General features: G+C 69.5%; 19 protein-coding genes and 2 pseudogenes. 13 read left to right on the top strand and 8 right to left on the bottom strand.

The annotated features are described in order from the left end of the window. The first annotated feature begins 100 nt into the window (after positions 1-100). On the top strand, positions 101-406 hold the full coding sequence (locus tag ACZ6X9_RS03395) for a WhiB family transcriptional regulator (RefSeq protein WP_469776207.1): 306 nt from the start codon (positions 101-103) through the stop codon (positions 404-406). A gap of 195 nt (positions 407-601) precedes the next feature. Here ACZ6X9_RS03395 and glpX read toward each other — a convergent pair whose 3' ends face one another. After that, the gene (glpX, locus tag ACZ6X9_RS03390) at positions 602-1,633 is read right to left on the bottom strand and encodes a class II fructose-bisphosphatase (protein ID WP_469776206.1); all 1,032 of its coding nucleotides are present in this window, start codon (positions 1,631-1,633) and stop codon (positions 602-604) included. A 210-nt stretch (positions 1,634-1,843) separates the two neighbouring features. On the opposite strand from glpX, the gene ACZ6X9_RS03385 reads away from it, so the two are divergent. Beyond that, positions 1,844-2,386 (top strand): DUF4245 domain-containing protein, encoded by a 543-nt coding sequence (locus tag ACZ6X9_RS03385; protein ID WP_469776205.1) that lies wholly within the window; start codon positions 1,844-1,846, stop codon positions 2,384-2,386. A 147-nt stretch (positions 2,387-2,533) separates the two neighbouring features. On the opposite strand, the gene ACZ6X9_RS03380 is transcribed toward ACZ6X9_RS03385, so the two are convergent. The 4 genes from ACZ6X9_RS03380 to ACZ6X9_RS03365 all read right to left on the bottom strand — a co-directional run bounded on the left by ACZ6X9_RS03380 (position 2,534) and on the right by ACZ6X9_RS03365 (position 6,387). Continuing rightward, entirely contained in the window at positions 2,534-3,124 is a 591-nt protein-coding gene (locus ACZ6X9_RS03380) for a malonic semialdehyde reductase (RefSeq protein WP_469776204.1), read from the bottom strand. A gap of 154 nt (positions 3,125-3,278) precedes the next feature. Further along, positions 3,279-3,551 (bottom strand): exodeoxyribonuclease VII small subunit, encoded by a 273-nt coding sequence (locus ACZ6X9_RS03375; RefSeq protein WP_469776203.1) that lies wholly within the window; start codon positions 3,549-3,551, stop codon positions 3,279-3,281. Positions 3,552-3,591: 40 nt separating this feature from the next. Further along, positions 3,592-4,809, bottom strand: coding sequence for an exodeoxyribonuclease VII large subunit (gene xseA / locus ACZ6X9_RS03370; protein WP_469776202.1), 1,218 nt, complete (start codon positions 4,807-4,809; stop codon positions 3,592-3,594). A gap of 198 nt (positions 4,810-5,007) precedes the next feature. Further along, positions 5,008-6,387: an APC family permease gene (locus ACZ6X9_RS03365; protein WP_469776201.1), complete on the bottom strand. Its 1,380-nt coding sequence runs from the start codon at positions 6,385-6,387 to the stop codon at positions 5,008-5,010. 126 nt (positions 6,388-6,513) lie between these two features. On the opposite strand from ACZ6X9_RS03365, the gene ACZ6X9_RS03360 reads away from it, so the two are divergent. Beyond that, positions 6,514-7,527: a 4-hydroxy-3-methylbut-2-enyl diphosphate reductase gene (locus ACZ6X9_RS03360; RefSeq protein ID WP_469776200.1), complete on the top strand. Its 1,014-nt coding sequence runs from the start codon at positions 6,514-6,516 to the stop codon at positions 7,525-7,527. A 30-nt stretch (positions 7,528-7,557) separates the two neighbouring features. After that, positions 7,558-8,322, top strand: a complete 765-nt coding sequence (gene ppgK / locus ACZ6X9_RS03355; RefSeq protein WP_469776199.1) for a polyphosphate--glucose phosphotransferase — start codon at positions 7,558-7,560, stop codon at positions 8,320-8,322. Here the strand turns inward: ppgK and ACZ6X9_RS03350 are convergent. Then, the gene (locus tag ACZ6X9_RS03350; protein ID WP_469776198.1) at positions 8,219-8,842 is read right to left on the bottom strand and encodes a DUF6542 domain-containing protein; all 624 of its coding nucleotides are present in this window, start codon (positions 8,840-8,842) and stop codon (positions 8,219-8,221) included. The two genes, ppgK and ACZ6X9_RS03350, sit on opposite strands and share 104 nt — an antisense overlap. 210 nt (positions 8,843-9,052) lie before the next feature. Here ACZ6X9_RS03350 and ychF point away from each other — a divergent pair, with 210 nt between their 5' ends. The 3 genes and pseudogenes from ychF (at position 9,053) to ACZ6X9_RS03335 (ending at position 11,102) form a co-directional block, all read left to right on the top strand. Beyond that, complete coding sequence (gene ychF, locus ACZ6X9_RS03345; protein ID WP_469776197.1) at positions 9,053-10,141, top strand: redox-regulated ATPase YchF; 1,089 nt, start codon at positions 9,053-9,055, stop codon at positions 10,139-10,141. Between the two features lie 280 nt (positions 10,142-10,421). Further along, positions 10,422-10,707 (top strand): annotated as a pseudogene (locus tag ACZ6X9_RS03340) (hypothetical protein). Beyond that, positions 10,689-11,102, top strand: coding sequence for a PIN domain-containing protein (locus ACZ6X9_RS03335; RefSeq protein WP_469776196.1), 414 nt, complete (start codon positions 10,689-10,691; stop codon positions 11,100-11,102). Before ACZ6X9_RS03340 ends, ACZ6X9_RS03335 begins: the two are co-directional and overlap by 19 nt. A gap of 305 nt (positions 11,103-11,407) precedes the next feature. Here ACZ6X9_RS03335 and ACZ6X9_RS03330 read toward each other — a convergent pair. Continuing rightward, positions 11,408-12,645: pseudogene (locus ACZ6X9_RS03330) on the bottom strand (IS3 family transposase). A 399-nt stretch (positions 12,646-13,044) separates the two neighbouring features. Then, on the bottom strand, positions 13,045-14,793 hold the full coding sequence (locus ACZ6X9_RS03325; RefSeq protein ID WP_469776195.1) for a DUF6119 family protein: 1,749 nt from the start codon (positions 14,791-14,793) through the stop codon (positions 13,045-13,047). 352 nt (positions 14,794-15,145) lie between these two features. Here ACZ6X9_RS03325 and ACZ6X9_RS03320 point away from each other — a divergent pair, with 352 nt between their 5' ends. The 6 genes from ACZ6X9_RS03320 to ACZ6X9_RS03295 all read left to right on the top strand — a co-directional run bounded on the left by ACZ6X9_RS03320 (position 15,146) and on the right by ACZ6X9_RS03295 (position 25,228). Next, positions 15,146-17,311 (top strand): hypothetical protein, encoded by a 2,166-nt coding sequence (locus tag ACZ6X9_RS03320; protein WP_469776194.1) that lies wholly within the window; start codon positions 15,146-15,148, stop codon positions 17,309-17,311. Positions 17,312-17,328: 17 nt separating this feature from the next. Beyond that, a complete protein-coding gene (locus ACZ6X9_RS03315) occupies positions 17,329-18,963 on the top strand; it encodes a class I SAM-dependent DNA methyltransferase (RefSeq protein ID WP_469776193.1) in 1,635 nt (544 codons plus the stop codon). Then, positions 18,956-20,176, top strand: coding sequence for a restriction endonuclease subunit S (locus tag ACZ6X9_RS03310; protein WP_469776192.1), 1,221 nt, complete (start codon positions 18,956-18,958; stop codon positions 20,174-20,176). Before ACZ6X9_RS03315 ends, ACZ6X9_RS03310 begins: the two co-directional genes overlap by 8 nt. Next, positions 20,173-23,481 carry a type I restriction endonuclease subunit R gene (locus ACZ6X9_RS03305; protein ID WP_469776191.1) on the top strand — a complete coding sequence of 1,103 codons (3,309 nt, stop codon included), beginning with the start codon at positions 20,173-20,175 and terminating at the stop codon, positions 23,479-23,481. The genes ACZ6X9_RS03310 and ACZ6X9_RS03305 overlap by 4 nt, the downstream gene beginning before the upstream one ends. A gap of 158 nt (positions 23,482-23,639) precedes the next feature. Beyond that, entirely contained in the window at positions 23,640-23,825 is a 186-nt protein-coding gene (locus tag ACZ6X9_RS03300) for a hypothetical protein (RefSeq protein ID WP_469776190.1), read from the top strand. 203 nt (positions 23,826-24,028) lie between these two features. Further along, on the top strand, positions 24,029-25,228 hold the full coding sequence (locus tag ACZ6X9_RS03295; protein ID WP_469776189.1) for an N-6 DNA methylase: 1,200 nt from the start codon (positions 24,029-24,031) through the stop codon (positions 25,226-25,228). Positions 25,229-25,251: the final 23 nt, after the last annotated feature.

The raw sequence follows: 25,251 nt of genomic DNA, 5'->3' as shown, positions 1-25,251 counted from the left end.
GGCAAGGGTGACTCAACCGGCCGAGCAAAGCCGTCGTCAGGAGTGGACCGTGCTGCTACCGCATCAGCCCCTGCAGGAAGCCGCCGTACCGTCGCCGCGGATGTCCGCGCGGGATCAGGCCGGCCCCTGGCATTCGGAGGCGGTGTGCCGCCGGGATGAAGCCGGTCTGTTCTTCGCACCGTCGAAGGAGCCCACGGCGGCCCGTCTGTCCCGCGAGGAGGCCGCCAAACGCGTCTGCGCGCGCTGCCCCGTGATGGTCGAGTGCCGGGAGCACGCGCTGCTCCAGCCCGAGCCGTACGGCGTCTGGGGCGGCCTCACCGCCGCCGAGCGCCGCGTCGTGCTCGCCCGCCGCCGGCGCCGGGACGCGGAGCTCCAGCGGTCGGCCCGGGTGGCCGCGGCCGGGTAGCGGACGCCCCGGGGTTCCCGGACGCCGGACGGGCCGGCCGAGGCCGGCCCTCCCGGCCCCGCCCGTCCGGCGTCCGGGGACGAGCGGCGAGCCGCTTCCCGGGGCGTGCCCCGGCCGGAGCCTCCGCGGAGTCCCGGCCTAACCCCTCAGCCGGGCCCCTCAGCGGGCTTCGGCCCGACGGGTCCAGGCCGCGTCTCAGCTAGGCCGCTCGAAGTCGATCGCGCTGTACGCCCGGAGCTTCGACAGCCGGTGCACCGAGTCGATCTGCCGGATCGTCCCGGACTTGGACCGCATGACCAGCGACTGCGTGGTGGCCGTCTCCGCCCGGTAGCGCACGCCGCGCAGCAGGTCGCCGTCGGTGATGCCGGTGGCGACGAAGAACACGTTGTCGCCGCTGACCAGGTCGTCGGTGCAGAGCACCCGGTCCAGGTCGTGCCCGGCGTCGATCGCCCGCTGGCGCTCCGCGTCGTCCTTGGGCCACAGCTTGGTCTGGATGGTGCCGCCGAGGCACTTGATGGCGCAGGCGGCGATGATGCCCTCGGGCGTCCCGCCGATGCCCAGCAGCAGGTCGACGCCGGTGCCCTCACGGACGGCCATGATGGCGCCGGCCACGTCGCCGTCGGAGATGAACTTGATGCGGGCGCCGGCCTCGCGGATCTCCTTGACGATGCCGTCGTGACGCGGCCGGTCCAGGACGACGACCGTCACGTCCTCGGGGGAGGAACGCTTCGCCTTCGCGATCCGGCGGATGTTCACGGCCACCGGCGCGTTGATGTCCACGAAGTCCGCGGCCTCCGGGCCGGTGACCAGCTTGTCCATGTAGAAGACGGCCGACGGGTCGAACATCGAGCCGCGGTCGGCCACGGCCAGCACGGAGACGGCGTTGGCCATGCCCTTGGCGGTCAGCGTGGTGCCGTCCACCGGGTCCACGGCCACGTCGCACTCCGGGCCGGTCCCGTCGCCGACGCGCTCACCGTTGTAGAGCATCGGGGCGTTGTCCTTCTCGCCCTCGCCGATGACGACGACGCCGTTCATCGACACGGTGTGGATGAGCGCGCGCATGGCACGGACGGCGGCGCCGTCGGCGCCGTTCTTGTCTCCGCGGCCGACCCAGCGGCCCGAAGCCATGGCGCCCGCCTCGGTCACCCGGACCAGCTCCAGGGCGAGGTTGCGGTCCGGGGCCTCCGGGCTGACCTCAAGCTGGGACGGGAGTTGGTGATCGGTCATCGGGCGCACCTTTCTGTACGGCGGTCGGCCGTGGGTCCCCTCCTGCCGGGTAAGCCAGGAGGGTGAGGGTGTCCATGACTTTATCCGCTGATTTCGAGAATGAGCAGGGCGCCCCACGCATGAGCGCCGTCAAGGCCCCGCCGCCCGCCGCCGCGCGGACGGGCCCCCTCCGCCGTCATGATCGCCGAGGCCATGGGGGACGATGGGGGCGTGGCAGGCAGGAATGGGAAGAAGAAGACCGTACGGAACATGCTGCTGTCGCTGGCGGTGACGGTTCCGGTCGCGGCTACGGGCTATCTGGTGCTCCCGCACGAGGGCAGCGGACGCGACCCGGTGAAGACGGTCGACTACCGCGTGGAGCTGGCCTCCGCCCGGCGCGCGGCGCCGTACCCGGTGATGGGCCCGGAGGGTCTGGGCTCCGACTGGCGGGCGACCTCCGTCTGGTACCGCCAGGAGCGCGGCGAGGGCAGGGTGTGGCACCTCGGCTTCATCGACCCGGACACCGAGTACGTCCAGATCGAGCAGAGCGACGGCCCGGCGGGGGACTTCATCGAGGACTCCACGCAGCACGCCGAGCCGACGAAGCGGACGCGGCGCGTGGGCGACACCGTCTGGCAGCGCTACGAGGGCGAGAAGTACAACGCCCTGGTGCGCTCGGAGGGCGGGGCGACCACGGTGATCGCCGGGACCGCGTCGGAGAGCCGGCTCGCGGAGATGGCCGCGGCGCTCAAGGGCGGCAAGGCGAAGGGCTGACCCGGGGGCCGGAGCGGGACTGACCGGGGCGGGCAGGCGAAGGGCCGGCCCGGCGGTGCCGGTCTTCCCGGCGCATCGCGGCCGCCGCCTCCCGGTACGCCGAAGGGGCCCACGAGGGGCCCCTGGAAGATCACGGCGTCAGTGGTGTCAGACGACCGAGACGACCTGGTCGTAGGCCAGGCGCGGGGAGCGCGGACGGTAGGCGTCCTCCGACGGCTTGCCGATGTTGACGACGAGCATCGGGGTGTGGTCGCCGTCCAGGAACTCCTTGCGGATGCCCTCGGCGTCGAAGCCGGTCATCGGGCCGGCGGCCAGGCCGGCGGCGCGGATGCCCAGGATGAAGTAGCCGGCCTGCAGCGCGGCGTTCAGCTCGGCGGACTTCTCGCGGACCGGGCGCTCACTGAAGAAGACGTCCTTGGCCTGCGGGAAGTGCGGGAACAGGGCCGGCAGCTCCTCGTGGAACTCGCTGTCGGCGGCCAGGATCGCGACCAGCGGCGCGGCCTTGGTCTTGGCCTGGTTGCCCTCGGACATGTGGGCGACGAGGCGGTCGCGGGCCTCCTCGGAGCGGACCAGGACGATGCGCAGCGGCGACTGGTTGAAGGCCGTGGGAGCGTACTTGATCAGGTCGTACAGCGCCTGCATCTGCTCGTCGGTGACCGGCTCGTCGGTGAACGCGTTGGCCGTGTGGGCCTCGCGGAAGAGCAGGTCCTGCGCGGCGGTGTCCAGGGCGAGAGTCATGGGAGTGACCTTCCTTGCTGTGGGGGTGTGCCGGGGGCGGCCGGTGTCCACACTAGGGGAAAGCTGTGTGAACTTTCAACTGAATCTTAAACTAAAGCGGCGTATGTCACCCCACTGCCGGGGCGCACCGGAACCGCCGGCCGCCCCTCCCGGATCACTCCTCGTCGGCCGATTCCGCTCCCGGCCCGGACTCGGGCGCGGACAGCGCCGCGTCCAGCCGCGCCCTCGCCCCCTCCAGCCAGTGCCGGCACACCCGCGCCAGCGCCTCGCCGCGCTCCCACAGGGCCAGCGACTCCTCCAGCGTCTGCCCGCCGGTCTCCAGCCTGCGGACGACCTCGATCAGCTCGTCCCGCGCCTGCTCGTAGCCGAGCGCGCTCAGCTCCTCGTCCGCGCCGGTCCCGGTGCCGGACTCACCCGTGTTCGCCATGCCGCCCAGCGTAGGGCCTGCCGGGAGGGACACCGCGGGCTCAGCCGGCCCGCCCCTCGGCGCGCACCGTGAACGCGCCCTCGGCGACCCGCGCCCGCAGTTCCTCGCCCGCCGCCACTTCGTCCGCGGCCCGGACCACCGAACCGTCGGCGTGCTGTAGGACGGCGTACCCGCGCCGCAGCGTCGCGGCGGGGGAGAGGGCCACCACCCGGGCGTGCGTGTGCGTCAGCTCCGAGTCGGCCCGGTCCAGCAGGTGCCCGAACGTCCGCCTGGCCCGGCCCAGCAGCCCCTCGACCTGTTCCTCCCGCTCGTCCACCATCCGCTGCGGACGCTCCATGCAGGGCCGCGCCCGCACGGCGGCCAGCCCGCGCTCCTCCCGGTCCAGCAGCGAGGTCACCGCCCGCAGCGCCCGGCCCCCCAGTTGCCCGACGCGCGCCAGCTCCTCGCCCACGTCGGGGACGACGCGCTTGGCGGCGTCGGTGGGCGTGGACGCCCGCAGGTCGGCCACGAGGTCGAGCAGCGGGGAGTCCGGCTCGTGCCCGATCGCCGACACCACCGGCGTCCGGCACGCGGCCACCGCCCGGACCAACTGCTCGTCCGAGAACGGCAGCAGATCCTCCACACTGCCGCCGCCGCGCGCGACGACGATCACGTCCACCTCGTCGAGCGCGTCCAGCTCCCGGACCGCCTCGACCACCTTCGGCACCGCGTGCACGCCCTGCACCGGCACATTGCGCACCTCGAAACGGACGGCCGGCCACCGGTGCCGGGCGTTCTCCAGCACGTCCCGCTCGGCGGCCGACGCCCGTCCGCAGACAAGTCCGATCAACTGCGGCAGGAACGGCAGCGGCCGCTTCCGCTCCGCGTCGAACAGCCCCTCCCGCGCCAGCGACTTCTTCAACTGCTCCAACCGCGCCAGCAGCTCTCCGACCCCCACCGGCCGGATCTCCGCCGCCCGCAGGGACAGCGACCCGCGCGGCGCGTACCACTCCGGCTTCGCGTGCACGACGACCCGGGCGCCCTCGGCGACGACGTCCGCGACCCGGTCGAACACCGCGCGGTAGCAGGTCACCGAGAGGGAGATGTCGTGCGAGGGGTCACGCAGGGTCAGGAAGACGACCCCCGCGCCCGGCCGCCGGGACAACTGCGTGATCTGGCCTTCGACCCAGACGGCGCCGAGCCGGTCGATCCAGCCGCCGATGAGCCGGGAGACCTGTCCGACGGGGATCGGGGCGTCGGGGGAGGTGGAGAGGGCCATGGGACCGAGGGTATCGGGGCCGGCCCTTCGGCCCGTCCGGAGCTTTCGGACAAGCGGCGCGGCCGTTTGCCGGGGCTCGGGAACCAGGGAAAGGGCGGGACCGGGGGCAGCTCACCGCGCCCCGCCCCACCACCCTCCGCACCACGATCACCGTCTTGCGGGGGCCCGGGAACCAGGAAGAGGGGGGACCGGGGCACCTCACCGCGCCCCGCGCGCCACCACCCTTCGCACCATGAGCACCGTCAACCCCACCGCCAACCACACCATCCCCACCACCCGCGCCGACACGGCCGCCTCGGCGATCACCGCCACCACCACGCCGAGCCCGAGAAGCGGAACGAGCACGTTCCGCAGCACGCCACCCCCGTCGGCCCCCCGCCGCCGTACCGCGAACCATGCGATCACCGACAGATGCAGCAACCCGAAAGCCACCAACGCCCCCACATCCACCACCGACACCAGCCGATCCAGCCCGTCCCCCCGCCGAGCGGCCCACACCGCCGCGACCAGCGTGACGACGGCGGCGCCGGCTAGCGCCCGCCGCGGCACCCCCGTGGCCGGGTCGACCACGGCCAGGGCGCCGGGCAGCCGCCGGTCCCGCGCCATGGCGAACAACAGCCGCCCGCCCGCCGCCTGCCCGGAAAGAGCCGCGAAAGCGGCCCCGCCCGCCTTGCTCGCCGCGACCAGATCGTGCAGCCACCGCCCGGTCGAGGCGTCCACCGTGTCGTAGAAGGCCGCCCCCTGCCGAGCCGGCCCGGCGGCCAGCTCGGCCGCCGACAGCGGCACGAGCAGCGCCGCCAGATACGTCTGGACGAGGAACAGGACGCCCGCCGTCACCAGACAGGTGAGCACCGCGCGGGCCACCCGCCCCGGCCCGCCCGTCGCCTCCTCCGCGAACGCGGCGATCGCGTCGAATCCGAGGTACGACAGCACCGCCACCGACACCGCCGCCAGCACGGCACCCGTGTCGAAGGCGCCCTCGCCGGTCAGCGGCGCGAGCCAGCCGCGCCGGGGCCCGTCCACGGCCAGCGCCCAGGCCGCCGCGGCCACGAAGACGCACAGCACCGCGATCTCCACCACCAGCACCACGAACCCCGCCAGCGCCGCCACCCGTACGCCCGCCAGGTTGAGGGCCGTCGTCACCGCGACCGCGAGCGCCGTCCACACCCACGGGTGCGCGGCCGGCACGAGGGCGTGCATCGCGATGCCTGAGAAGAGGTACGCCACGGCGGGGACCAGCAGGTAGTCGAGCAGGGCCATCCACCCCGCGATGAACCCGGCCCCTTCGCCCAGCCCCACCCGCGCGTAGGCGTAGACGGAACCGGCCCGCGGCACCACCCGGACCATGCGCGCGTAGGAGTACGCGGTGAACCCCATCGCCACCGTCGCCATCAGGTACACCGTGGCCACCGCGCCGTGCGCCTTCGCCACCAGCGTGCCGAAGACGCCCACGGGCGCCATCGGGGCGATGAACAGCAGGCCGTAGACGACGAGGTCCCGGAAGGACAGCGTGCGGCGGAGCGGCCCGTCCTCGACGGCGCGGGGTTCGGGGAAAGGAGGTGCCGACGACGCGGGCATACGGATGCCTTCCCAGCGGGGCGGACGGGACGGGTGCGGTGGCCGCCCGGCCAGTATTCGGCCCGGCCCGGTGCGGGGCACCGGGACGCGCCGCCGTTGTCGGTGACGGCCCGTACGATGGACGGCATGACTGCAACCAGCGCTCGGAAGGTCCTGCTCGCCGCCCCTCGTGGCTACTGCGCGGGGGTGGACCGTGCCGTGATCGCGGTCGAGAAGGCCCTGGAGCAGTACGGTGCGCCGGTGTACGTGCGCCATGAGATCGTGCACAACAAATACGTGGTGAAGACGCTGGAGAAGAAGGGCGCGATCTTCGTCGACGAGACGTTCGAGGTGCCCGAGGGCAACATCGTCATCTTCTCCGCGCACGGCGTCGCCCCGGTGGTGCACGAGGAGGCGGCCCGCGGCAGGCTCGCGACGATCGACGCGACGTGCCCGCTGGTGACCAAGGTCCACAAGGAGGCCGTGCGCTACGCGCGCGAGGACTACGACATCCTCCTGATCGGCCACGAGGGCCACGAGGAGGTCATCGGCACCTCCGGCGAGGCCCCGGACCACATCCAGCTCGTCGACGGCCCCGAGGACGTGGCCAACGTCGAGGTCCGCGACCCGGACAAGGTCGTCTGGCTCTCCCAGACCACCCTCTCCGTGGACGAGACGATGGAGACCGTCGGCGCGCTGAAGAACAAGTTCCCCAACCTGCTCTCCCCGCCGTCGGACGACATCTGCTACGCCACGCAGAACCGGCAGACCGCGGTGAAGCAGATGGGCGCCGAGGCCGACCTCGTCATCGTCGTCGGCTCGAAGAACTCCTCCAACTCCGTGCGCCTGGTCGAGGTCGCCCTCGGCGCCGGCGCCCGCGCCGCCCACCTCGTCGACTACGCCGAGGAGATCGATGAGGCGTGGCTGGAGGGAGTGTCCACCGTCGGCGTCACCTCCGGCGCCTCCGTCCCGGAGATCCTCGTCGAGGGCGTCCTGGAGTGGCTCGCCGCCCGCGGCTACGAGGACGTCGAGACCGTCAAGGCCGCCGAGGAATCCATCACCTTCTCCCTCCCCAAGGAACTCCGCCGCGACCTGCGCGCCGAAGCCGCGGCGGCCGTCGCCGGTCCGCCGGCCGCTTCCGGTGGCGCGATCGGGGGGTGACGGCGGGCTTCCGCCCGTAGCGTGGTCGCCATGGACGCATTCGGTGTGGACATCGGCGGATCAGGCATCAAAGGCGCTCCGGTAGACCTGAAGCGCGGGGCTCTGGCGGACGAGCGCCACAAGGTGCTCACCCCGCACCCCGCGACCCCGGACGCGGTCGCCGACCGCGTCAAGGAGGTGCTGGACCACTTCGGCCGGTCCGGCGGCCCCGTCGGGGCCACCTTCCCCGGCGTGGTCACCGGCGGCGTTGTCAGGACGGCCGCCAATGTCGACAAAGGCTGGATCGGCGTGGACGCCGCCGCCCTGCTCGGCGCACGGCTCGGTGCCCCCGTGACGCTGCTGAACGACGCGGACGCGGCCGGCATCGCCGAGATGACCTTCGGCGCCGGCCGGGGCCGCACCGGAACCGTCATCATGCTCACCTTCGGCACCGGCATCGGCAGCGCCCTCTTCACCGGCGGCAGGCTCGTCCCCAACACCGAGCTCGGCCATCTGGAGCTCGACGGCCACGACGCCGAGACGCGGGCCTCCGGCCGGGCCAAGGAGGACGGCGACCTCACCTGGCACCGCTGGGCACGCCGGGTGCAGAAGTACCTCCGGCACGTCGAGGCGCTGTTCTCGCCCGAGCTCTTCGTCATCGGCGGGGGCGTCAGCCGCAAGGCGGAGCGGTTCCTGCCGCTGATCGAGGGCGTCAGTGCCGAGATCGTGCCCGCTGAGCTGGAGAACGACGCGGGGATCGTGGGGGCCGCGATGGCCGCCGCCGGGCCTGCGCCCGGGCCAGCCGCCGGCGCCTGACCAGCAGCACCCGGCGGCCGAGGACGATCAACCCGGCGAGCAGCGTCCCGCCGTACAGCCACCCGGCCTGCAACGACAGAAAGCCGACCAGGGCCATCGCCCGGCCGGCGAGCCCGCCGGAGCCGGCCGTGACGGCGGTGATCGGGAGGGCGCCGACGGCGAACGCGATGGGCGCGCTCACCGGCGCGGCCACCAGTTCCGCCGGGCGCACGCCCAGCGCGCAGAGGGCACAGCAGACGACGAAGAGCGCTCCGTAAGCGGCCGGCGACCCAGCGGCCAGCCGGGCGACCAGCACCCCGGCGGCCAGCATCGCCAGCACCGCGAGGAGCCCGCTGCCCAGCCCGGTCAGCCGGACCGGCTGGTCCCGCCGGAGGACGCGCAGCAGCGGCGGCGGGGTGCGGCCCGCCCCTTCGGGCTCGACCGGCGCCCCTCTGCCCTGCCCCACCGGGGCGGCCGGGCGGGGCACCGGGGCCGTGCGACGGATCCTGTGCTGAGTGATGCGTGCGCCGGGTTGCTCCACCCGACCAAACTAGGTCGAAGACCGGCGGGAATCCGGCCTTGGACACGTTCCGTACCCCCTGTCGGCCGTTCGTTCGACCTGCTCGGCACCGGGTGCCCCCGCCGCCCCGGCCGGTGCCCGCCGCGGACCCGTAGACTGGTGGACCGGCCCGGACCGGGCCCCCTTGCTGCCTTTGTTCGCCCTGGGCCCTCACTATCAGGAAGTCGCCACGTGTCGCTCACGATCGGAATCGTCGGTCTGCCCAACGTCGGCAAGTCGACGCTGTTCAACGCCCTGACCAAGAACGACGTGCTGGCGGCCAACTACCCGTTCGCCACCATCGAGCCCAACGTGGGCGTCGTCGGCGTCCCCGACGCCCGGCTGACCAAGCTGGCGGAGATCTTCGGCTCGCAGAAGATCCTCCCCGCCACCGTCGACTTCGTCGACATCGCCGGCATCGTGCGCGGCGCCTCCGAGGGCGAGGGCCTGGGCAACAAGTTCCTCGCGAACATCCGCGAGTCCGACGCCATCTGCCAGGTCATCCGCGCCTTCAAGGACGAGAACGTCGTCCACGTGGACGGCAAGGTCTCGCCCAAGGACGACATCGAGACCATCAACACCGAGCTGATCCTCGCGGACCTCCAGACCATCGAGAAGGTGCTGCCGCGCCTGGTCAAGGAGTCCCGCATCCAGAAGGACAAGGCGGCCAAGGTCAAGGCCGTCGAGGAGGCCAAGGCGATCCTGGAGAGGGGCGACACGCTCTTCTCTGCGGGCATCGTCCAGGGCTCCGGCAACGAGGAGCTCCTGCACGACCTGCACCTCCTCACCACCAAGCCCTTCCTCTACGTCTTCAACGTGGACGAGGAGGAGCTCTCCGACGAGGACTTCAAGAACGAGCAGCGCGCCCTGGTCGCCCCGGCCGAGGCCATCTTCCTCAACGCCAAGCTCGAGGCCGACCTCGCCGAGCTGGACGAGGACGAGGCCCTCGAACTGCTCCAGTCCGTCGGCCAGGACGAGCCCGGCCTCGCCACCCTCGCCCGCGTCGGCTTCGACACCCTCGGCCTCCAGACCTACCTGACGGCCGGCCCCAAGGAATCCCGGGCCTGGACCATCAAGAAGGGCGCCACCGCCCCCGAGGCCGCCGGTGTCATCCACACCGACTTCCAGAAGGGCTTCATCAAGGCCGAGGTCATCTCCTTCGACGACCTCGTCACCTGCGGCTCCGTCGCCGAGGCCCGCGCGGCCGGCAAGGCCCGCATGGAGGGCAAGGAGTACGTGATGGCGGACGGGGATGTGGTGGAGTTCCGCTTCAACGTATAGCGGGTGACATATCACCACATCGCTGATCTGGCAAACGTGCAGGTCAGAGAGGGTCCGACTCTTCGGGGTCGGGCCCTTTGTTTTTCCCGTGCTGGGATGGTGCTGTGATAGCTGACCCCTCGTCACCTGTCATCGCCCCTGCTCATCCCTACCGTGCTGGGATCGTGCTGGGATGGGATGGGGGTGCCCGTGCTGGGATTTGCGTGAGCGGGGCGCTGACCGAGCTGTGAAGGTAGTGCAGACGTGGCGATTTTCCTACTCGTTTGACGCAATTGAGGGTATGGCTGAGGCGACGTACAGCATCGGGGAAGGGCCAGCGACGCGGGTGAGCTTGTCGCTGCCGGAGGGGACCGCGGAGGCGATCCGGGCTCGCGTGGGCAAGCGGGAGTTCTCCGCGTTCATCGCCGAGGCGGTCGAGCGTGAGCTGCGCGGGCAGGTCCTGGACGAGTACCTGGCGGACTACGAGAGCCGCAAGGGGCCGGTCTCCGAGCCGGCTCGTCAGCGGGCCGCGGCAGGTCTTCGACGAGGTGTTCGCCGAGGAGGCCGAGTGGCCCGCCGCAGGCTGAGTCACGAGGGGACGCTCGTCCTCGACAGCGAGGGACTCTCGAAGCTGCTCGCTGACGAAGAACAGGTGGTGGCTCTGATCGCCGAGGCGCGCTCGCGTGGCATGGAGGTCGTGATCAGTGCGCTCACCATCATCGAGGCCGTCCACGCCCGTACGAACAAGTCACGCCTGAACTGGGTGCTTTCCGGGCTGCGGGTCGTCCCGATCGGTGACGAGGAGGCGAGGGCTGCCTCGAAGTTGCTGATGAATGCCGGATTGCACGGACACAAGTACGCGATCGATGCGGCCGTCGCCGAGGCCGCGCTGCGACAGCACCGCCCCGTGGTCACGCTGACTTCCGATACTGACGACATGGCCAAGCTGTGCGGCGAGCGGGTCCGGCTCGTGGCGGTGTGATTTCCCTTGGTCCGGCTGAGTAGGAGCGGGGTCCGTAGGGGCTCCAGTGACCGAGGAAGGGCTTGAGGTCGTCGCCGCTGGGTTTCGGCGGCGTGGGCAGTTTCGGCGCTGAGACCGATCCGGTGAGGTTTTGGAGGTGCGCGTCCGCGAACGCGAGCCACGCCTCGACCTCGGTCCGCTCCTGCCCGGGCGGAAGTGATGTGGCATGGACGCCTACTGCTGCGACGTATTCAGTCAGGCGGCTGGCCTGGTACCAGGTGTCTGCCTGTTCTCCGAGGGGCCTTGACCCCGGATGTTGAACACGTCTATGCGGCTTGGGCCAGGGTAGTTGCTATTGGTTGGAAGTCGTTCTCGTAGGCGATCGGGGACCGTTGGCCGAGGCGTGCCTGCGTCGGGTGTTGTATCGGGTCAGCCAGCGGAAGGCGTCGAGCCGTGCCTGGCTCTCGTCCGGCCAGCTTTTGCGGCCCTTGAGCGTCCCTCTCTTGAAGGCGGCGTTGAAGCTCTCGGCTGCGGCGTTGTCCGCGCTGGACCCGACCGCTCCCATGCTTTGCCGGACCCCGGCTGACCTGCAGATTTAGCGAATGCCCGACGCGAATACTGGGACCCGTGGTCCGTGTGCGTGATCGCTCCCTCGAGACTGCCGCGGGTTTGCTCGGCGGCCGCCAGGGTCGATGACGAGCTCAGTTCGCATGTGATCGGCGATCGCCCACCCGGCCAGCCGGCGTGAGGCGAGGTCGATGACGGTGGCCAGGTAGAGAGGCTTTGCGCCGTTGACCGGCAGATAGGTGATGTCGCCGACGTACTTCGTGTTCACGGCGGCAGCGGTGAAGTCACGTCCGAGCAGGTCCGGTGCCTCCGCCGTGGCCGGGTCGGCGAGCGTGGTTCGGTGTCGGCGGCGCAGGCGGACCCCCTCGAGCCCGATGGTCCGCATGATTCTCGCGACGCGCTTGTGGTTGACCACCGGGCCGCCTTCGTCGCGGAGTTCGGCGGTGATTCCGGGGGCTCCATATGTGCCCTCGGAGTCCTGGTGGATCTTGCCTATCCGGGCGGCGAGCTCGGCCTCGGCGGCTTGCCGGGCGGCCCTGGCGGCCGCGGTGCGGCGCCAGTAGTAGAAGCTCGAGCGGGCCAGGCCGAGGATGGTGCAGAGCCGCTTCACGCCGTGACGGCGCTGGTGGTCCTCAACGAACTGGCAGCGGTTCACCAGCGCGTCTCCGTCGCGAAATACCGGGCCGCCTTGCGGAGGATGTCGCGTTCTTCCTCCAGCTCACGGATCCTCTTGCGGGCAGCGGGCAGCGGGCAGCGGGCAGCGGGCAGCGGGCAGCGGCCAGCTCCGCCTCGACGGCGTTACTACTTTCCGGGACGACGGCCAGCGGCGAGGAATGGGCACCGGCCCGATGTCCATCGGCAGCCCGATCCAGTTCCTCAGCGTCTCGGTGTTCACTCCGAGATCGCCGGCGACGGACTTGATCGTCGCGCCCGGCCTCGACCGGTACAACGCGACCGCGTCCGCTTTGGACTCGGCGGTGTAGTGCTTCATCCCCACGGGGACTCCGTTCTCCTGGACCGTCAAGATCCATGTTTCTCCGGTGTCCCGGGGTCAGGGCCCCACTCGTGCACTCGCGGTGATCGAACTCGGCCTCGACAGCCCTGAGCCGGAGGCCTGACAGCAGGCCCGGCCCGGGGCGCCTCAGCCGGTCAGGGCCGTGGGGCGTGGTCGATCAGCTTCAGCAGGCTCAAAAGCTACTTGGTCTCCGTCGGCGCCTCGGCTTTCGTCTCCGGGGTGTCCATGTCCCAGTGAGCCAGCTCACTCCGGTACTCCTTGACGGCGGTGATGCGGCGCACGAGTGGGAGCGTCGGCCGCTCGCAGGTAGGGGTGCGCTTAAGGGGAAGCGGATACGGCCAGGCTCCGGGAACGCTGCACGTGGTGAGCGGGCCCGGGCGGCTATGCAGCCTTGTCGAGCATGGCGGACTGGGCCGACTCGCTTTCGACGCCGATGACTTCGACGGTCACGCCGCGAGCGGCGAGGGCCTTCGCGGTCTGGGCCAGGGTGATGGCGGAGAACGGGAAGAGGGAGTCCGGCGTGAGCTTGGCTCCGTCCTTCAGAAGGATCGCGAAGACGACGCGGCGCGGGGTGAAGTCCTCGGGGATGCTGCGGGCCGGATCGCTGTTGACGTGTACGGACCGGGCGAACTCCGCGCGTACGGCCGCGTTCTCGAAGAGGAGCTCAACGGAGACGCGCGCCTGGCTGAACAGGTGACTCAGCGGGCTTGAGGAGTGCGCGGGCTTCACGAGGACAAGAGTGTCGTCCTCGGTGAACAGGTCGCAGATCTCGACGGAGTTGCTTGCCCGAAAGGGGTTGTGGACATTCTTCTTGTCCAGGCAGACCCAGCCGCGACGGGCCTGGGCGGCCAGCTTGTTGTAGTCGCCTTCGTCTACGGGACGCATCACGCGCATACCCTTCTTGTTGAGCTTCTCGACGAGCGGCCAGCGGGGGAGATCGACGGAGGGCGTGTCGGGGAACAAGGGAGCCACGGTCTCGTTGACGTTGCGCAGGTAGCCCGCCCCGAGCTCGTACCACTCACCGTCGAGCAGACAGAACGTGCGGGAGTCGAGGGAGAAAGTGGCCTCGATCCACTTCATGGCGGTTTCCTTGGACAGGGCTTCCAGGGAGGCGGTGCGCGGGGCGAGCGCGGTCCGTGCGGAGAGCGTGTCACGAAACAGTTCGACGGTGCCCTGCCGGAGCGCCGTGACGCGGGCGCCTGCCTTGATCACACGGGCCCGCTCCAGGACGTAGTCGAGACTGAACTCGTCCCGGAGGTGGGGCGGGCAGGACCCGATCTTGATGGTGCAGGCGGTGGACCGGGGCAGGTCGGTGCTCTGGGAGAAGGGGACGGCGGTGATGATCCGGCCGTCTGCGGGACGGCCGAGCGTGGCGTCCAGTTCCGCGTCGAGCGCGTCGACGAGGGAAGGGTCCTTGACCGCGGTGATGTGCTCGACGAAGGCCAGGTCGGGGTGGGGGACGCCGTGCTCACAGATCGCGGCGATGGCGCGGATGTCCTTGATCAGTGTGGCGGGGGTGGTGCCGAGTTTGATACGGAGACCGATGCCGCCCTCCGCGGTCATGGCCCCGTTCCTGGTGCCGCTCCCCGCGGTGAGGTCGACTTCGTCGAGGTAACCGCCGAGGTGGCGGATGATCCGCCCGTGGTCCCGGAGTCCGAGTGCCGGTACGGAGGCGCCGGCAGGGATCAGGGAACTGTCGATGCGCGCCTGGCCGAGGACACTAGCGGTGAAGTCCCGCACCTGACGCGGGTTGATGGCGCGGATACCGAAGGACAGACCGAAGCGCGCGTCCTTGAGCTGGGCGGGAAGAAGCCGGTAGCCCTGGTCGAAGCCGATCGCGTACACCACGTCGTCGACGGCGAGCACGAGCAGTGCGCCGGTGCGCTGCTCGCTCTGCAGCAGGTCCGATTCGCCGGCGAGCCGGAGGATGTCCTTGCCCCAGGCGGCTTCCTCCTTCGCTACGGCGAAGGACACCGCGAGGGCGGGAACTCCCATGTGATCGCTGACGTCGCGCACGACCGCGTCCAGGGTGTCGAGGGCGTCGACGTCGAGGGCTTCGAGCATCGACTCAGGGGTCGCCTTGACGTGGGTCAGGCGGTACAGGGTGCGCTTCGACGCGGTGCTGGACACAGAGGTCTCCTGGGGCGAGGTTGCGGTGCGGTTCGGTAACACGAGCGGCCTTACGGGACGGGTGGTGTCGAGGCGGACAGGGGTGAGTGCCCGGCAAGGGAGCAGAGGTGCGGCGATGAGGACGCCGATGCGGTCGGACCCGTATGGGGCTGGCGTCCCGGCGGGTGGTGCCGGGGTGATGGTGACGACGGTGCCAGAAGATTGGAGGTTAAATCGTTCGAGAACCTGATAACCCTGGTTATCAACCGCTGGCGAAGTTGAGAGCTCGATCGGCTGTAGCGTGTGAGGCGCCCTGGGAGAAACGTTCTCGACCGAGAGCACGAGGCAGTCGTCACGAAGGGAACGGAACCGCATGGCTGGCGCACGTGAAGCGACCGATCCCATCCTGCCCGAGGAGATCTCCTGGCGGATCAGTTACGCCGAAATCGGGACCTTGGCCCAGGTCCAACGTCCCGTCGTCACCACCTGGGCCCGCCGACACGCGGATTTCCCCGAGCCCATTGCGTACGATGGAGCCAGCCCGCTCTTCGACGGCCGCGAAGTCGCCGAATGGCTTCTGTCCACCGGCCGCGGCAATGCCGACGCCGGCCGGATCCGGGCGGAGCTGGTGCTCCACACCTTGTCAGCCTGGCGGCGCGCGATGCCCGCTCGCGCGCTGGTCGACACGGTGACGGCGCTGCTCTGCCTGCGTCAGCTCCTCGACGAACCGCTCGCCAACCTGCCCTGGCAGACGATCCTGGAGCGTGCCGCCGAGACCGACTTCGACGACACCTTCCTCCGAAGAGAGCTGCGCGAACTGCCGGACGCCGAACGGCAGGGCCCCCTGCTCGCCGTGCTCGCCGACCAGCTCACCGAGGCCGCGTACACCCCGGCCGAAGCGCTCGAACGGGTCATGGACGCACGCCGCCGCCTGGGCTGCGACGACCTCGCCGCCGATGGACCGATTCCGCTGGTGAGCCGGACGATGGCCCGCCTGACCGGCCTCGCGCGACTGAACGAGCGCGAGGAAGGGGCAACAGTCGCCGTCCTGCATCCCCGGAGCGGCGATCTGTTGGTCGCCCTGCGCGAATCCGTGTCCGATGCCGAGGATTCGCCTTTCTTCCTCTCCGCGGACCCGATGCCGGACCTGGCCCGGCTCGCCCGCCGTCGCCTCATGGCACAGGGCGTCCAGGAATTCGAGATGGACCTTGCCGACGGCGAGGAACTGGCTACGGAAGACTGGGGAAACCCGCACGTCATCGCCTGCTGCCTCCCTTACGAGGCGGCCGAGACCCGCAGTCCGCTCGCCGTCCTGCAGAGCCTGCAGGACCTCACCGACCTCCTCGCCGAGGACCGCACGGCCGTCGTCTTGGGACCCGCCGACGCGCTCGTCCGGCCCCTGCCCGCACGCGGGGAAGCGGACCGTCTGCGCCGGGACTTCCTGGAACAGCACCTCCTCAAGGCCGCGATCAGCCTCCCCGAAGGCGTACTCCCCTTCCGCCCGGCCCACCGCACCGCGATCTGGATCCTGCACCGCACCCCCGAAGACAAGCGCACCGGCCAAGTCCTCCTCGCCGACCTCTCCTCACGCAACCTCACCCCGCGGACCCTGGACGCGCTGGCCGAGGACATCGACATCTTCCGCGACGCCGGCTGGCGGGCGGACAGCCGCCACGAACCGCGCAACGCCGCCGTGGTCCGGGCCACCGCGCTGACCAGCGCACCCGGTGCCGCGTTCACCCCGCAGCACCGCCCGCACGCCGACCGCTACACCCGCACCGTCGTCGAACGCCCGGCCCGCATCTCCGAGACCGAACTCCGCCTCCAGCAGCTGATCGACGCCACCCGTAGCGCACTCGACCACGCGCCCACGATCCGCGCCAACGCCGTCCTGCGCCCCGACGACCAGCCGGCCCGCCGTACCACCGTGGCCCGCCTGCTCAAGGACCGCCGCCTGCGCCGACTGCCCGGCCACCGCATCGCCGCCGAACACCTCCTCACCGGAGGCAAGGGCCACTACACCGTCCTCACCCCGGCCGAGATCACCGGCAGCGCGCCGGTCGACAGTCACCGCATAGACCGCGCCGTACTGCTCAAGACCTACGAGCACGCCTACTTCACCGAACCCGGCGACATCGTCGTCACCGCCACCCCGAGCTTCGGCGCGTACGTCGACGACGAGGGCCTGTCCGTGGTCGCCTTCCCCGCCCGCGTCCTGCGCGTACGACCCGACGCCGAGCATCCTGTACGGCCCCGCGCCCTGGCGGCGCTCCTGCGCTCGGCGGCCACCGAACACCGGCGGGTAAGCGGCGCGGTCCGCTCCGCCCGCCGCATAGAGGACCTCCTCATCCCTGACCTCCCCGGCGACGAGGCCGAGCGGTACGACGCGCTCCTGGCCGACATCGCCCGCCGTACGGCCCTGCTGCGCCAGCACGCGGCGGCCCTCGACGACCTGACCACCCTGACCGCCGCCGGCCTCGTCGACGGCACGCTGACCCTCACCGAACCCCCTCTCGTCCGACCCTCGTCCGACTCTTGAAGGAGACCCGAGCGCCCATGCCTCCCCGGAAGAAGAAGCCCGCCGACCAGGCGGAGCTGTTCACCGCCTCCACGCCCAAGGAGATCCAGGCCATCCTTTGGAAGGCCGCCGACAAGCTGCGCGGCTCCATGGACGCCAACCAGTACAAGGAGTTCGTCCTCGGCCTGATCTTCCTCAAGTACGTCTCCGACGCCTTCGAAGAGCGCCGCGAACAGCTCGCCAAGGAACTGGCGGAGGAAGGCATCGCCGAAGACCGTCTGGAGGAGTTCCTGGAGGACCAGGACGAGTACACCGGGCACCACGTCTTCTGGGTCCCCGAGAGCGCCCGCTGGTCCTCGATCTCCGCCAACGCCAAGAGCGGCAACGTCGGCGAGGTCCTCGACCAGGCGATGGACGCCATCATGAAGGCCAACCCGTCGCTGATCGGCGTCCTCCCCAAGATCTTCAACAAGGACAACGTCGACAAGAAGCGCCTGGCCGAACTCGTCGACCTCATCACCGACGCCCGCTTCGGCGGCAGCGACGGCAAGCCTGCCCAGGATGTCCTCGGCGAGGTCTACGAGTACTTCCTCGGCAACTTCGCCCGTGCCGAAGGAAAGCGGGGCGGCGAGTTCTACACCCCGAGCAGCGTCGTCCGCCTCCTGGTGGAGGTCCTGGAACCGTACGAGGGCCGGGTGTACGACCCGGCCTGCGGCTCGGGCGGCATGTTCGTCCAGGCCGCCAAGTTCATCGAGGCCCACCGTGGCCGCGGCCACAAGGCCGACATCTCCGTCTACGGCCAGGAACTCAACGAACGCACCTGGCGCCTGGCCAAGATGAACCTCGCCATTCACGGCATCGACGGCAACCTCGCCGCCCGCTGGGGCGACACCTTCGCCGACGACAAACACCCGGACCTCAAGGCCGACTACGTCATGGCCAACCCGCCCTTCAACATCAAGGACTGGGCGCGCAACGAGTCGGACCCGCGGTGGAAGTACGGCGTCCCGCCGAGGGGTAACGCCAACTACGCCTGGCTCCAGCACATGATCAGCAAGCTGGGGGAACGGGGAACGGCCGGCGTCGTCCTCGCCAACGGCTCGATGAGCAGCCAGCAGAGCGGCGAGGGCGAGATCCGGCAGGCCCTGGTGGACGGCGACATGGTGGCGTGCATGGTCGCGCTGCCTGCCCAGTTGTTCCGGACGACGGCGATCCCGGCTTGTCTCTGGTTCCTGGCGAAGGACAAGTCGCCGGGGGGTGTGAAGGGGCAGAAGGTCGCGGCCGCGGACCGTCGGGGCGAGATCCTGTTCATCGACGCCCGGGACATGGGCGAACTGGTCGACCGTACTGAGCGGGTCCTGACGGACGCCGACCTCGCGAAGATCGCGGGGACGTACCACGCGTGGCGCGGGACGACGAGCGCGAAGGACGCGGGGGAGAAGTACGCGGACGTGCCGGGGTTCTGCGCGAGTGCGGATCTGAAGACGGTCCAGGAGCACGGGTACGTGCTGACGCCGGGGCGGTACGTCGGGGCGACTGAGGCGGAGGAAGAGGATGCCGAGGCGGTCGCGGAGAAGATTGCGCGGCTGACCGGGGAGCTGTACGAGCTGTTCGACAAGTCGGACGAGCTGGAGAAGACGGTGCGCGAGCAGCTGGAGAAGATCGATGGCTGAGCGTACTACTTCCACTTTCCTGGAGTTGATTCACCGAGGTGTACTAGAGATCGGTGATGGATACCGGGCAAAGAATAGCGAGCTTGATGGAGATGGCCTCCCGTTTATGAGGGCGGGGAATCTTACGGATCAAGGCTGGAAGACAGATGGCTTGGAGCGGTTTCATCGCCATCTCGCAGATAAGATTTCTGGGAAAGTTTCCCGTCGCGGAGATACGGTAATCACGACTAAGGGGAACAGTACGGGGCGGACCGGCTACGTTGCGCCTGGGATGGCTCCGTTTGTGTATTCCCCGCATCTCAGTTTTTGGCGCACTCTCGATCCATGCCAAATTGATGCCCGGTATCTAAGGTATTGGGCGATCGGTCCGGAGATGGCTGATCAGCTTGCTTCGATGGCGCATGGCACAGATATGGCGCCGTACCTGAGTCTGAGCGACCAGAAGCGGCTGAGGATTTCACTCCCTGAAATCTCGCAGCAACGCGCCATTGGCGCTATCCTCGGGGCGCTGGACGACAAGATCGCCGTTAATGAGCGCATCGCGGCCGCGGCGCGCAGCTTGGGCATGGTCATTTTCGTTCAGGCGGCTCAAGGCGATGGGGCGGTGGATGTCGGGGTCGATTCGGTGGCGATTGCTTTGACGCGCGGTGTCGCCCCGAAATATTCGGACGACCCTGACGAACTTATCGTCCTGAATCAGAAATGTATCCGGGATGGGCGGGTGAATTTGGCTCCGGCGCGTAGGACGCAGGGTGAGAAAGTGAAGTCCCCGAAGCTGCTTCACCGAAACGACGTACTGGTGAACTCGACTGGAGTTGGAACCCTCGGGCGGGTGGCTCGCTGGACCTCCGATAGCGAAGCGACGGTGGACTCGCATGTGACTATCGTGCGATTCGACGCTCAGCAGGTCGACCCTGTCTGCGCAGGGTTCGCGATGTTGAGAGCTCAGCCGGATATCGAGGCTATGGGCGAAGGCAGTACGGGCCAGACGGAACTCCGACGGGCCCAGGTAGGGGGCCTAGAGATCACCTTGCCCAGCCCTTCGCGGCAGCGTGAACTCCGAGTCAAGCTTGACTCACTTGAAGACCGTGCTGACCAGGCGCTGGCCGAGTCCGCTGCCCTCGCCACCCTCCGCGACACCCTCCTCCCCCAACTCATGTCCGGCCGCCTCCGCGTCAAGGACGCCGAGAAGATTGTCGAGGACCACGTATGACCATGCACGGGCACGACGACGGCAGCAGCGACACCCCCGACAACTTCCGCCCCCTCGAAATCGAGTGGGAGTTTCTCGCCCTTGAAGAGCTCGTGGAGCTCGACTGGCCGAAGGCCGAGGGCAATGAGCTCGCGCCCGGTTCCGGGCACCGCCGTTCCTGGGACGACCTGATCCTCTACTCCGATCTCCGCGAGGCCATCGAGCGGCTCAACCCCGACCTCCCCCCGGAGGCCGTCCGTGAGGCCCTCGCAACCGCCGCGACCCCGACCTCCCAGGACGCGTACGAGGAGAACCGGACGGCGCACGGCTACCTGACCGACGGCATCCACTCCGTCACGTACACCGATGCGCTCGGCGCCGAGCACACTCCGACCGTCCGGATCGTCGATCTGGAGCACGCGGACGCGAACACGTACCGCGCGGTCCGCCAGGTGACCGTGATCAACGGTGAGCGCAACCGCCGCTTCGACCTCGTCCTGTACGTCAACGGGCTTCCGCTCGCCGTCATCGAGCTCAAGCGGGCCGGCGACCCCAACGCCACCCTGGCCGCCGCGCATACCCAGATCCAGCACTACGTCGAGGAGTTCCCGACCGCCTTCCGCTACAACGCGGTCGTGCTGCTCTCCGACGGGATCACCGCGAAGTACGGCACGCCCTTCACCCCGTACGAGCACTTCGCCCCGTGGAACACCGACGAGTTCGGCGCCCGCGTGGACACCGTGGACGCTGCCGCCGTCCACGCCGACGCCGATGCCGACGTCCCAACCGGCCAGGACCTGGCCCTGCACGGCCTGTTCACCCAGCCCCGCTTCCTCGCCCTCGTCCGGTCCTTCATCAACTTCGTGCCCGCCAAGCGCATGAAGCGGATCGCCAAGCCGCACCAGTACTTCGCGGTCACCCGCGCCGCGGACGCTGTCCGCCGTGCCGCCGCGACCGACGGCAAGGCCGGCGTGGTCTGGCACACTCAGGGCTCAGGCAAGTCCGAGGAGATGGTGCTGACCACCAACCTCGTCATGCGCGACCCCGCCCTGCACAACCCCACCGTGGTGGTCGTCACCGACCGCACCGACCTCGACGACCAGCTCTTCGACACGTTCAAGGAGAGCGAGGTCCTCCCCGAGCAGCCCCACCAGTTCCTCAACCGCGCGGCACTCCGCGAAGAGCTCGCCGCCAAGCGCACCGGCGGCATCCTCTTCACCACCCTGCAGAAGTTCGGCCGCACCAAGCAGGAGAAGGAGTCTGGAACCGACCACCCGCTTCTCTCCGAGCGGCGGAACATCGTCGTCGTGGTCGACGAGGCCCACCGCAGTCACTACGACCACCTCGACGGCTACGCCCGCCACCTGCGCGATGCGCTCCCGCACGCCACGCTCCTCGCCTTCACCGGCACCCCGATCTCCGAGGCCGACCGCAACACCCGCGAGGTGTTCGGCGACTACATCGACACCTACGACCTCAAGCGGGCCGCTGACGACGGCGCGACCGTGAAGGTCTACCACGAGAGCCGCGTCGTCCAGCTCGTCCTCGACCGCGACGTCGACCCCACCGCCATCGACACCGAGGCCGACCGCATCACCGACGGCCTGGACGACACCGAGCGCACCCGCGTCGAGCAGGCCGTCGCCACCATGAACGCCATGTACGGCGCCCCCGCCCGGATACGCGACCTGACCCAGGACCTGGTCGAACACTGGGAAGCACGCCGTGCGGCGATGCTGCCCTTCGTCGCGGACGCCGACGACGCACCCGGCGGCGCCCCCGGCAAGGCGATGCTCGTCTGCGCCACCCGGGAGATCTGCGTCCGCGTCTATGACGCCCTGCGCGAACTGCGCCCGGACTGGCACACGGACGACCCCACCACCGGCGCCATGAAGATCGTCTACTCCTCGGACTCCCGCAAGGACTCCGAGGAGCTGCGCGCCCACGCCCTGCGCGACTCCCAGCGCAAGGCCGTCATCAACCGTGCCAAGGACCCCGAGGACGAACTCCAGCTCCTCATCGTCAACAACATGCTCCTGACCGGCTTCGACGCGCCGCCCATCCACACCATGTATCTGGACCGACCGCTCCGTGGCGCCGGCCTGATGCAGGCCCTCGCCCGCGTCAACCGCCGCTTCCGCAAGAAGGAGGAGGGCCTTCTCGTCGGCTACGCCCCCCTCACCGAGAACCTCCAGAAGGCCATCGCCGAGTACTCCGCCGACGACCAGGCCGACCGGACCCTCGGCCAGGACATCGACCGCGCCCTGGACGAACTCCGCAACGAGTACGACATCCTCGACCAGATGCTTCTCGGCTGGAACTGGCGTGAACGCCTCTCCCGCCCCGACCCGAAAGCCTTCGTCAAAACGGCCTACACCACGGCCGAGTACCTCCGCAGCCCCGCCACTCCGGGCAACAACCCCGACCAGCTCGACGACCCGAACCAGACCCTCAGCCGCCGCTTCCGTGAACACGGCTACCGCCTGGAACGCTTCTTCGCCCTCGCCGGTTCCTCCGCCGACATCTCCTCCCGGTTCACCCACCAGCCGTACTGGAAGCGCGACATCCAGTTCCTCGTCGAGGTCCGTACGTACATGGCGAAGCTCGACGCCATGGACCGCGAGGCCCAGGGTCTGCCGGTCGCCCGCGACGTCGCTCTCTATCTCTCCCAGCTCACCTCCGCTGTCGTCGAGACCGGCGGTGTCACCGACCTCTTCTCCGAGGCCGGACTGGACAAGGCGGACCTCACCCACCTCAACGACGCCCTCGTGGGCCGCCTGCAGAACAGCGAAACCCCGCACCTGGCCGCCGAAGCCCTGCGCCGCCTCGTCGAGCAGAAGATGCGCGAACAGACCCGGCACAACATCGTCCGCCAGACCGCGTTCTCGGAGCGCCTCCAGGACCTGATGACGCGCTACATGCGCCAGCAGCTCACCAGCGCCGAGATCATCGCCCAGCTGGTGGAACTGGCCAAGACGGTCGCGGAGGACGCCCGGCGAGGCGAGAAGTTCACCCCGCCGCTGGGTGACGACGAACTCGCCTTCTACGACGCGGTCGCCGACCTCGGCAGCGCTCGCGACCTCATGGGCGACGAGGTCCTCTCCGGTATCGCCCGGGACCTTGTGGTCCAGGTCCGCAAGAACCTCAAGAAGGACTGGATCGCCCGCGAACCGGTCCGGGCCAGGCTCCGTGCCACCATCAGGCGCCTCCTGGCCCGCCACGGCTACCCGCCGGAGCAGTCCAAGGAAGCGATCGATCTGGTGATCCGCCAGATGGAACACTTCGCCGACAAGTGGTCCCAGGACGGCTCGACCGCGGACGCATAGCCCTCGTCCGTATGGGCTCGTGCCCCGGCACAGCGCTTGCTCTGCGCGGCAGTTCGCAGCAAAGTCCAGTGCTGCGGGACGCGGGGAGCGCCCGGCCGCTACCTTCGAGTCCGCGGAACGGTCCGCGGAACGGTAGAGAAGTCTGGGGGAGTTAGGGCATGTCGCAGAGAGCGCTGCTGTTGATGGTGGTCGTCCTGGCGTCTGCGGTGGTGGGGCTCGTGGCCGGCATTCTTGAGTTCGCGGGCGCGGGGAAGATTGTCACAGCTGTCAAGTACGGCGGTGGTGCCTGTGGAGGCGCCATGCTCATCGGACTGGCCACTGTTACGTGGCTGATGTCGTCGTGATCCCGAAGGAGCGAGGGAGCGAGCTGGGGCGCCTGAAGTACCGGCGAGTGCTACTGGCCGTTGAGAAGCTGCGCAGCACGACTGATGCCGAGACGACGTACCGACTCGCCTTTCAAGTGGTCTACCTCCACTGCTGGTCCAGCCATGGAGCAGCAGTGGAGGCAGGGCGCCCGTGGCGACCCGGCTCGGGGTCCGCGGGTGCGATGCTGAATGCGATCTGGCCGCGTACGCCCGTCGCTCGTACCTACAACCTGCCAGCGTGTCGCGACGAAGGCCTGAGCCGTCCCTTCGAGCTCATCGATCCGGCTCTCCGCGAGCTGATCGTGGAGGTTCGGCGGCTGGAGCCCGACGTGGGGCTCTTCGATGTGTTGCTCGACATGTACTCGACGCGCTATTCGCGCGGCGATGACTACTTCACGCCGAATGATCTGGCGTACCTCTTCGCAGGACTGGCCGCTCCCCGAGGAGGCGAGGTGGTTCGGGACCCGGTGTGCGGAAGCGGGCGACTACTGCGAGCCGCCGCCTACCGGGCTCGAACCCAAGGTGGCGAAGCGCGCTTGTCCGGAGCGGATCTCAATCCGACGGCACGCTATGCCGCGGCCGTCAACCTTGCCCTGCACGGATTCCAGGCCGACCTTGGCAAGGGAGAAGCTGACAGCCTCCGGGCTGGGACGTCGCCGGAACCGGCCGACGTGATCGTCGCCAACCCTCCTGTGAACATGCGAGATTGGGGGCATGGCGAACTCAAGGACGACAGGCGGTGGACCCTGGCGGTACCACGGTCGGGCAACGCGAACTTCGCCTGGGTCCAGCACATTCTTGCCGACCTGACGCCGCAAGGGCGGGCCGTTGTCCTGCTCTCCCCCGGAGCAGCACACAGCAGCAATAGCACCGACGGGCTGATCCGTCGCAGGTTGCTCGAAAACGGTCTGGTTGTAGGCGTCGTGGCTTTGCCGGCATGGCTCTTTCCACACACCAGCACGAGCATGGCGCTGTGGCTGCTCGCCAAAGGGGAGCGGCCGAACACCGATCGGGTCCTGTTCGCGGATGCAGGAAAACTGCCGACAGCGAGGGACGGGTCACGGCGCATTTTCGATCAGGACTCGGTCGAGCGCCTTCTGCAGATCTTCGGTGAGTGGCAGGGCCTCCGGCGCTGTGGGGACGAGGGTGCCCCTGAATCCGCGCCATGGTGCCGTGCGGCGAGTCTTGAGGAAATCGCTGATGCGGGCTTCGACCTGACTCCCGCACGCTACGTACGGAACGGGGCCACCGCGCAGTTGCATTCAAGTGACGGAGACCGGGACCGGAAGGCCGAGCTGTATGAGTGCATGGATCGTAGCGCCGCAGCCAGGAACCGAGTCCGTGATGCCTTGGAGAGCAGGCATGACTACAGAATCGGATGATGTCCCTACTCCGTGGCCCGTCG

Source organism: Streptomyces sp. NPDC052910 (assembly GCF_055585605.1).
Note: the sequence above shows the minus strand (reverse complement) of the source record. Positions and strands in the feature narration are given on the sequence as shown.